At 62.9% G+C, this 9,378-nt stretch carries 6 protein-coding genes; all 6 read left to right on the forward strand.

The genetic code is table 11. The features are described 5' to 3' along the window. Positions 1-2 precede the first annotated feature (2 nt). The 6 genes from QOC89_RS09460 to QOC89_RS09485 all read left to right on the forward strand — a co-directional run bounded on the left by QOC89_RS09460 (position 3) and on the right by QOC89_RS09485 (position 8,400). On the forward strand, positions 3-797 hold the full coding sequence (locus QOC89_RS09460) for an ABC transporter ATP-binding protein (protein ID WP_323044782.1): 795 nt from the start codon (positions 3-5) through the stop codon (positions 795-797). Continuing rightward, complete coding sequence (locus tag QOC89_RS09465; RefSeq protein WP_323044783.1) at positions 794-1,507, forward strand: ABC transporter ATP-binding protein; 714 nt, start codon at positions 794-796, stop codon at positions 1,505-1,507. The genes QOC89_RS09460 and QOC89_RS09465 overlap by 4 nt, the downstream gene beginning before the upstream one ends. A gap of 74 nt (positions 1,508-1,581) precedes the next feature. Next, positions 1,582-2,781 (forward strand): amidohydrolase family protein, encoded by a 1,200-nt coding sequence (locus tag QOC89_RS09470; protein ID WP_323044784.1) that lies wholly within the window; start codon positions 1,582-1,584, stop codon positions 2,779-2,781. A gap of 31 nt (positions 2,782-2,812) precedes the next feature. Then, the gene (locus QOC89_RS09475; RefSeq protein WP_323044785.1) at positions 2,813-3,319 is read left to right on the forward strand and encodes a (2Fe-2S)-binding protein; all 507 of its coding nucleotides are present in this window, start codon (positions 2,813-2,815) and stop codon (positions 3,317-3,319) included. Further along, complete coding sequence (locus QOC89_RS09480; protein WP_323044786.1) at positions 3,316-6,930, forward strand: molybdopterin cofactor-binding domain-containing protein; 3,615 nt, start codon at positions 3,316-3,318, stop codon at positions 6,928-6,930. Before QOC89_RS09475 ends, QOC89_RS09480 begins: the two co-directional genes overlap by 4 nt. A 261-nt stretch (positions 6,931-7,191) precedes the next feature. Further along, the gene (locus QOC89_RS09485; RefSeq protein ID WP_323044787.1) at positions 7,192-8,400 is read left to right on the forward strand and encodes an ABC transporter substrate-binding protein; all 1,209 of its coding nucleotides are present in this window, start codon (positions 7,192-7,194) and stop codon (positions 8,398-8,400) included. Positions 8,401-9,378: the final 978 nt, after the last annotated feature.

Genomic DNA, 9,378 nt, shown 5'->3' on the forward strand with positions numbered 1-9,378 from the left:
GCGTGTCCGGCCTCTGCAAATCGTTCGGCGGCCTGAAGGCAGTCGACAATGTCTCCTTCGATCTCGAAGCCGGTCAACTGCTGGCGCTGCTGGGCCCGAATGGCGCGGGCAAGTCGACCTGCTTCAACATGGTCAACGGTCAATTGCAGCCGTCGTCCGGGTCGATCCGGCTGAACGATCACGAACTGGTCGGCATGCGGCCACGCGATATCTGGCGTCTTGGCGTCGGCCGCACGTTTCAGATTGCCGCGACCTTCAATTCGATGACCGTGCTCGAAAACGTGCAGATGGCGCTGGTCTCGCGTGAACGCAAGACCTTCGGTCTGTGGAAACCCGCAGCTTCGCGCTACGCCGACGAAGCGATGGCGCTGCTCGAACAGGTCGGCATGGGCGCCGATGCGAACCGCGCCTGCGGCGTGCTCGCCTACGGTGACGTCAAACGCGTTGAACTCGCTATCGCGCTGGCAAACCGCCCGAAGTTGCTGCTGATGGACGAGCCTACGGCAGGCATGGCGCCCAGGGAGCGCAACGAGTTGATGGCGCTGACCAAGCGCCTCGTCACCGAGCACAAAATCGGCGTGTTGTTTACCGAGCACAGCATGGACGTTGTATTCGCGTACGCCGATCGAATGATCGTGCTCGCACGAGGCAAGCTGATCGCCGAGGGCGACGCCGAAACGATCCGCAACGACGCGCGCGTGCAGGAAGTCTATTTCGGCACCGGCAAAACCTTCCAGCCACGCGCGCCGCTGCATGAAGCGGCAGGTGGCCATCGAGGGCAGGGAGCGCTGCAATGAGCGAGCCGATGCTGAAAGTGTCCGGCCTCAATGCGTTCTATGGCCGCGCGCACATTCTGTTCGACGTCGGCTTCGAAGTCGGCCGGGGTGAGGTGGTCGCGCTGATGGGCCGCAACGGCGCCGGCAAGTCGACGACGATGAAAGCGGTGATGGGTCTGCTGCCGCGCCGTCAGGGAGAGGTGCGGTTTCGCGGGCAAAACATCACGGCGTTGCAGCCATATCGTATCGCGCGCATGGGCATGGGTTTCGTCCCCGAGGACCGCCGCGTGTTCGCCGATCTGACCGTGATGGAGAACCTCGATACAGGCCGTCAAGCGCCGCGCGAAGGAGCACCCGAGTGGACGCCGGAAAAACTGTTCCGGCTCTTCCCCAACCTCGGCGAAATGCCGAAACGCCCAGGTGGCCAGATGAGCGGCGGCGAGCAGCAGATGCTCACCGTCTCGCGCACGCTGATGGGTAATCCGTATCTGGTGCTGCTCGACGAACCCTCCGAAGGCGTCGCGCCCGTGATCGTCGAACAGATGGCAAACATGATTCTCGAACTCAAGCGCGAAGGGCTTTCGATTCTGTTGTCGGAACAGAACCTCCACTTCGCCGAGCTGGTGAGCGACCGCGCGTATGTCCTCGAAAAAGGACAGATCCGTTTCAGCGGCACGATCAGCGAACTTGCAAGGAACGAAACAGTGAGGCGCGCTTATCTGAGCGTGTGATTCCATCGGCGCACGAAACGTGCAGCATGTGCACGGGAGACGGCGCCCGGTAGTCGTTGCGAAAGGAGAAGCAGATGGCAGCAGAGACGTTGACAGGCTTGTCGGGCAAGGTTGCCGTAACGAATATCGGGCTACTCTTATCCGGCGACATCGACCAGCCGATTCTCGACGCGAACACGCTGGTGATCGACGACGGCGTGATCGTCGCGCTCGGCCTGGAGAAAGATTGCGACCTCGAAGGCGCACGCACTACGGTGGACTGCAAAGGCACCACGGTCGCGCCGGGCCTGATCGATTCGCACGTGCATCCGGTGTTCGGCGACTGGACGCCGCGCCAGAATCAGATGGGCTGGATCGAATCGAATCTGAACGGCGGCGTGACCACGATGATCTCCGCCGGCGAAGTGCACCTGCCAGGCCGTCCGAAAGACGTGCTCGGCGTCAAGGCGCTGGCGATCACCGCGCAGCGTTCGTTCGAAGGCATGCGTGGCGCGGGTGTCGGCGGCGGCGTCAAAGTGATGGCGGGTGCGCCGGTGATCGAGAAGGGCATGGTCGAAGAAGACTTCAAGGAGCTCTCCGAAGCAGGCGTGAAGCTGCTGGGCGAAGTCGGGCTCGGCAGCGTGAAGGGCGGCGAGGAAGCGGCGCAGATGGTCGCGTGGGCCCGCAAATACGGCATTCAAAGCACGATCCACACGGGTGGTCCGTCGATTCCGGGTTCGGGCCTGATCGACAGAGACGTGGTGCTGGCCGCCGACGCGGACGTGATCGGCCACATCAACGGCGGCCATACGTCGCTGTCCTATCGGCACGTATGCGATCTGTGCGAGCAATCGAGCCGCGCGCTGGAAATCGTTCACAACGGCAACGAACGGATCGCGCTGCTCACCGCGCGGCACGCGATCGAATTGAAATGCCCGCATCGGATCATTCTCGGCACCGATAGCCCGGCGGGTTCCGGCGTGCAGCCGCTCGGCATTCTGCGGATGATCGCGCTGATTTCCAGTCTGGCGGACGTGCCCGCCGAAATCGCGTTCTGCTTCGCGACCGGCAACACCGCGCGGCAACGCAACTTGCGCCAGGGTTTGATTGAAGTGGGCCGTCCTGCCGATCTCGTGTTCATGGATCGCGCGCAGCACACGGCGGCCGATACGTTGCTGGAAAGCGTGCAGCTCGGCGATATTCCGGGAGTCGGCATGGTGATGATCGACGGTTTGATTCGCTGCAGGCGCAGCCGTAATACCCCACCGGCGACCGAAGTGCCGGTGGTGCTTTGAACGCGCGCCGCACGGCGTGGCCGGCACTTTCATGAACGGTTCAGCGCCTCTCACGCTGTACGTCAACGGCGCGACGCATCTCGTCAACGCCGGCGCCGACACGCCACTGCTTTATCTGCTGCGTAACGACCTCGCGTTGAACGGTCCGAAATTCGGTTGCGGTCTTGGCGAATGCGGCGCGTGCACGGTGCTGCTCGACGGCACGCCCACGCGCGCTTGCGTGACGACCGCGAAGGTTGCATTGGGCCGCGAGATCACCACGCTCGAAGGATTGGGCACGCGTGCCGCACTGCATCCGGTGCAGCAGGCGTTTATCGAAGAGCAGGCTGCGCAATGCGGGTATTGCCTGAGCGGCATGATCATGACCGCCAAGGCGTTGCTCGATCGGGATCCGCATCCGAGCGTCGAGACGATCCGGCGCGAGTTGTCGCGCAATCTGTGCCGCTGCGGCACGCATGTCGAGATCGTGCGCGCGGTGCAACGCGCGGCCGAGTTGCTGGCTGCGCAAACTTCCTTGCATCGAGGAGTGCGCGCATGACGGGGCCGGATTTCAGCGTCGATCGACGTTACGCGCCGTTGTCGCGGCAGCAGCTTGATGACGCGCGGAATGTGCTTATCATCACGCGGCCGCCACAGGCGCCGGTAAAGCCTGCGATGGGTCAGCCGGGGTCGCGTTCGTCGTTCGTGCCTACCGAGGCGGACATGTTTCTGGTGGTACGCGACGACGGCAGCGTGGTGGCGTTCAACGGTCACGTGGATCTCGGGACCGGCATCGGCACGGCGCTCGCGCAGATCGTCGCGGAAGAACTGGATGTGCCGTTGACGCGCGTGTCGGTCGTGCTCGGCCACACCAGCGAAGCGCCGAATCAAGGGCCGACGATTGCCAGCGCGACGATCCAGATATCGGCGGTGCCGCTACGCCATGCGGCGGCGCAAGCGCGGCAATTCCTGCTGGCGGAAGCGGCCGCGCGATGGAACGTAAGCGCAGAGCAACTCGAGGTGCGCGACGGTGTGGTTTTCAATCGCGGCGACGATACGGCAAAAGGCCTTGGCTACGGCGACCTGATCGCCGGACGGCGCATCGAATTGACACTCGCCACCGATGCGCCCTTGAAATCGCCGGACGCGTACAAGATCGTCGGCAAGAGTACGCCGCGCGTCGATATCCCGGCGAAGGCAACCGGTGAACTGAGTTTCGTGCATGACGTGCGCGTGCCGGGCATGTTGCACGGGCGCGTGGTACGGCCGCCGTATGCCGGTGTGGCGCAGGGCGACTTCATGGGCCATAGTCTGCTGCATGTCGACGAGGATTCGATCAGCGATTTGCCGGGCATCGTCAAGGTGGTGGTGATTCGCGATTTCGTCGGCATCGTGGCCGAGCGCGAGGAGGTCGCGCAGCAGGCCGTCAAGCGCTTGAGTGTGCGGTGGAAAGCGGTGGAAGGCTTGCCGCCGCTCGAAACCAGCGAGGAAGTGGAAGCCGCGCTCAGAGCCAATCCCGCCAAACGGCGCGATCTGCTGATCCAGGGCGATGTCGACGCAGCGCTCGGGCAGGACCCGGCCAAAACGCTGGAACGCACCTACGTATGGCCGTTTCAGATGCATGCGTCGATTGGACCGTCGTGCGCGGTGGCCGATTACCGCGATGAAAAGCTGAAAGTCTGGTCCGGCACGCAGAATCCGCATTCGTTACGCGCCGATCTCGCCTTGCTGATGGCGCTCGACGAAGCGCAGATCGAAATCGTGCGCATGGACGCGGCGGGCTGCTACGGCCGCAATTGCGCCGACGACGTCGCCGCCGACGCCGCGCTGTTATCTCGCGCAAGCGGCGCTCCGGTGCGCGTGCAACTATCGCGCGAAGACGAGCATGCATGGGAGCCGAAGGGCGCAGCACAATTGATGGATGTGCGTGGTGCGTTAGGTGCCGAAGGCGAGCTCGCGGCATACGACTTCGCGACGCGCTATCCATCGAACGACGCGCCCACGTTGGCGTTGCTGCTCACTGGAACCCTCTGCGCAGAGCCGCAAATATTCGAAATGGGCGACCGCACGTCCGTGCCGCCGTACGATTACCGCACCATGCGCATCGTCTGCGACGACACGCCGCCGATCGTGCGGGCGTCGTGGTTAAGAGGCGTGTCCGCGTTGCCGAACACGTTCGCGCATGAGTCTTTCATCGACGAACTCGCGGCCGAAGCGGGCATCGATCCGGTCGAATTTCGTTTGCAGCATCTGACCGATCCGCGCGCGATCGATCTGGTCAAGGCGGTGGCCGGGAAAGCCGATTGGCAGCCTCGCAACCTTGCATCGAAAGAGGATGCCCCGCAAGAAGGTGACATTCTGCACGGCAGAGGCTTCGCTTATGCCCGCTACGTGCACAGCAAATTTCCCGGCTTTGGCGCGGCATGGTCCGCCTGGGTCGCCGACGTCGAAGTGAATCGCAAGAACGGCGAGCTTGCCGTGACGCGCGTGGTGGTCGGCCAGGACACCGGCACGATGGTGAATCCCGACGGCGTGCGTCATCAGATACACGGCAATGTGATCCAGGCCACCAGCCGCGCGCTGAAAGAGCGCGTGACGTTCGGTGAGAACGCGGTGACGAGCCAGGAGTGGGGCGCGTACCCGATTCTCACGTTCCGTGAAGTGCCGGTGATCGAAGTGGTGATGATGCCGCGTCATGGCGAGCCGCCGATGGGCACGGGCGAATCGGCGTCGCTGCCTGGCGCCGCGGCGATCGCCAACGCGCTGTACGACGCGACAGGTGTGCGGTTTCGCAGACCGCCGTTCACACCGGAGACGATCCGCGCCGCGCTCGCCGATGCGCAGGCTGAAGACGCGGCGGCGCGCAAGAAGAAGCGTCGGCGATTCGGCTTTCTCGGTGCGCTCGCAGCGGGCGCGGCCGGTTGGCTGGGTGTGCTGGCGATGTCGCCACAGGCCATTGCGCCGCTTACGCCGCCGCTGGCGAGCGCGTTCGCGCCCGAGCTGGTGGCGCGCGGCAAACTGCTTGCATCACTGGGCAATTGCGCGGTTTGCCATACCGCGCACAACGGCGTGCCGAACGCGGGCGGCAAACCGCTCGATACGCCTTTCGGCACCGTCTACAGCACCAATCTCACGCCCGACGGACAGACCGGCATCGGCACATGGTCGCTGGAAGCTTTCGTGCGGGCGATGCGGCAAGGTATAAGCCGCGACGGGCATCGCTTGTATCCCGTGTTTCCCTATACATCGTTCAGGAACACGTCCGACGACGATCTGACGGCGCTCTACGCATACCTGATGGCGCAAACGCCGGTGCGTTCCCGTCCGCCGGAAACGCAGCTCGCGTATCCGTTCAGCGTGCGTCCGTTAATGGCTGCATGGAATGGGCTTTTCCTCGGACGCAACACGTTTGCCGAGAGCGCGAGTCAAAGCGCGCAATGGAATCGCGGAGCGTATCTGGTGAACGGCCTCGGTCATTGCAGCGCATGCCATACCCCGCGCAATGCATTTGGCGCCGAGAAATCCGGTGCGGCATTCATGGGCGGCGGTATCGCGGAGGGATGGGAAGCGCCTGCACTGTCGACGCTGTCCAACGCGCCCGTGCCGTGGAGCGAAGACGAACTGTTCAGCTATTTGCGCCATGGTCATGCGCCGTTGCACGGCGTCGCGGCCGGCCCGATGGCGCCGGTCGTCAGCGATCTGGCGATGCTGCCCGACAGCGACATTCGCGCGATGGCCACCTATCTGGCGTCCTTGAGTCCGCTGGAGCCGAACGCGAATCCGGAGGCGATGGCGCGTCAATACGAGCAGGCCAGCACGATTACGGGTACGGCAACCGGCCTTGGCGCACGTCTATTTGACGGCGCGTGCGCGGCTTGTCATCACACTGGCAGCGGGCCGCAATTGTTCGGTGCGCATCCGTCGCTGGCGCTTAACACGAATCTGCACAGCACGACGCCTGATAATCTGATTCGCGTGATTCTCGAAGGGATCGGCTCGCCTGCGCGCCCCGAACTCGGTACGATGCCGGCTTACCGCGACAGTTTCAATGACGCCCAGGTCGCCGAACTCGTGACCTACCTGCGTCAACAATTCGCCGGTGGCAAGCCGGCATGGCAGGACGTCACGGCGAGCGTCGCCAGAATTCGCGCGACGCCGCGAGCGGAGTGAAGTCGCTAAATGCGTCGCGGCATGGTTTGCATGCATCGCGCGGCATGACTAGCAGCACGGCTGGGGGCACGACTTGGAGCATGGCTGGCGGTGCGACTTGCGGCATGACTTACAGGGCGGCTGGCGGTACAACTTGCAGCACAACTCGAAGCACGGCGGGCGGCACAACTCGCAGCGCAACGCGCCAGACGAATCGCGAAACGCTTGAACGCTTGATAAAAACGACCGCATTCCCGCAATCCTTTTGATACGGAGAAACGCATGACCACGCGCGCAGGATGGCTCTCTCGCCTCACGGTTTCAACGGTTCTATCGCTCGCCGCCGTCGGCGCGAACGCACAGCAGACCATCAAGATCGGTGAAATCAACAGCTACAAGGCGCAGCCCGCCTTTCTCGGGCCTTACAGGAACGGCTGGAATCTCGCGCTCGAGCAGGTGAATGCGGCGGGGGGCGTGCTCGGCAGACAACTCGAAGTGGTGTCGCGCGACGACAACGGCAATCCGGGCGACACGATCCGCGTCGCGCAGGAATTGATTGCACGGGAGCAGGTGCAATTGCTGTTCGGCGGTTTCCTGTCGAACACGGGTCTCGCGCTGACCGACTTCGCGAAGCAGAAGAAGATCTTTTTCCTCGCGGCTGAGCCGTTGACCGACAAGATCGTTTGGGCGGATGGCAACAAATACACGTACCGTCTGCGTCCTTCGACGTATATGCAGGTGGCGATGCTGGTCCCTGAGGCGGTGAAACTGAAGAAGAAACGCTGGGCGTTGGTGTATCCGAACTACGAGTACGGGCAATCGGCGGTGGCGACGTTCAAGAAGCTGATGACGGCGGCGCAGCCGGACGTGCAGTTCGTCGCCGAGCAGGCGACTCCGCTGGGCAATGTCGACGCGGGCGCGGTGACCCAGGCGATCGCCGATGCGAAGCCGGATGCGATTTTCAACGTGTTGTTTGGCGCCGATCTCGGCAAGTTTGTGCGTGAGGGCAATACGCGCGGATTGTTCAAGGACCGCAGTGTGGTCTCGTTGCTGACGGGTGAGCCGGACTATCTCGATCCGTTGGGGGCGGAGGCGCCGACTGGCTGGATCGTGACGGGCTATCCGTGGTATTCGATCGATACGGCGGCGAACAGGAAGTTTGTCGATGCGTATCAGGCGAAGTATCACGACTATCCGCGGCTGGGGTCGGTGGTGGGGTATTCGGCGCTGATGTCGATTGCGGCTGGGATCAGGAAGGCGGGTTCGACGGATTCGGATAAGCTGGCTGCGGCGTTCAAGGGGCTTGGGGTGGAGACGCCCTTCGGGCCGATTACGTATCGGGCGCAGGATAATCAGTCGACGATGGGGGCTTTTGTTGGTGTGACCGGTGTCAAGGATGGGAAGGGGGTGATGACTTCTTATCGGTATGTGGACGGCGCTAGTGTGCAGCCGTCGGATGGTGAGGTTAAGAAGTTGCGGGCGGGGGAGTAAGGGTTTTTTTGCCTGCGGCGGTGGGGTTTCTTTTATCTGGGTGGCCTGCGCGGCGCTTGGTTGTGTGCCTACGGCGTTGGCCTTTCCTTGATCTGGATTTTTGGGCCTTTCCTTGAATTGTTATTGGTCTATTAGCGTCGCCCCTGTGCGGGGCGGCACTTACTTTCTTTGCCGCGGCAAAGAAAGATAAGCAAAGAAAGCCGCTCAAACCGCTAGCTCATAAGCGGGCTCCCCGCACAGTCACGGTAGTGGAGCATCTGGAATCCGTGCCCTCGCACATTCGACGTTAGTGACAACGCGCTCATCAGCGCCCACTCCGCACCGCGTGCGTCGCAGATGGGTCTGTATGGGAAACCAGGGGCTTCGTTTGCGCGTAGGGGCCCCCGGCTTCGCCTCGGCGACGCGCCCAGGCGACAGCGGCAAGCGCGAAGATCACTAGAGGCGAAGAGGCGAAGAGGCGAAGAGGCGAAGAGGCGAAGAGGCGAAGAGGCGAAGAGGCGAAGAGGCGAAGAGGCGATACCCCCAACACACGGAGCTGAATGCATGCTGAGCTCACAGAAAGGAGGCATGGCTCAACGAGCCCGGGGCAAATCCGCCGGTCTTCCCGATGTCCTGTTCCGGCGAGCACGCAGGGCGAGGCGGGAAGTATGACTGCCTGGTCACTGGCGTCGAATGTGCGAGAACCCAGATTCCAGATGTACCACTACCGTGGCTGTGCGGGGGACCCGCTTAAGAGTTAGCGGTTTGAGCGGCTTTCTTTGCTTATCTTTCTTTTGGCCGAGGCGGTGTGTGTCAAGGTAGTTGTCGCGTGAACCGTTACGCTGCATGCTTATACATTTCGGTCGGGGCCAAGGTGCGCTCCGGGTTCAGATACACCGAATCTGCCAGGTGCCAGTTGCGGATGGCACCTGACCAGCGTGCGGGATTTTGCATGCGTGCCTTCTCGTACACTTCGCGCCGTCGCGCCAGCAGGTCGTT

The organism is Paraburkholderia sp. (assembly GCF_034668105.1).
Classification (GTDB): Bacteria; Pseudomonadota; Gammaproteobacteria; order Burkholderiales; family Burkholderiaceae; genus Paraburkholderia.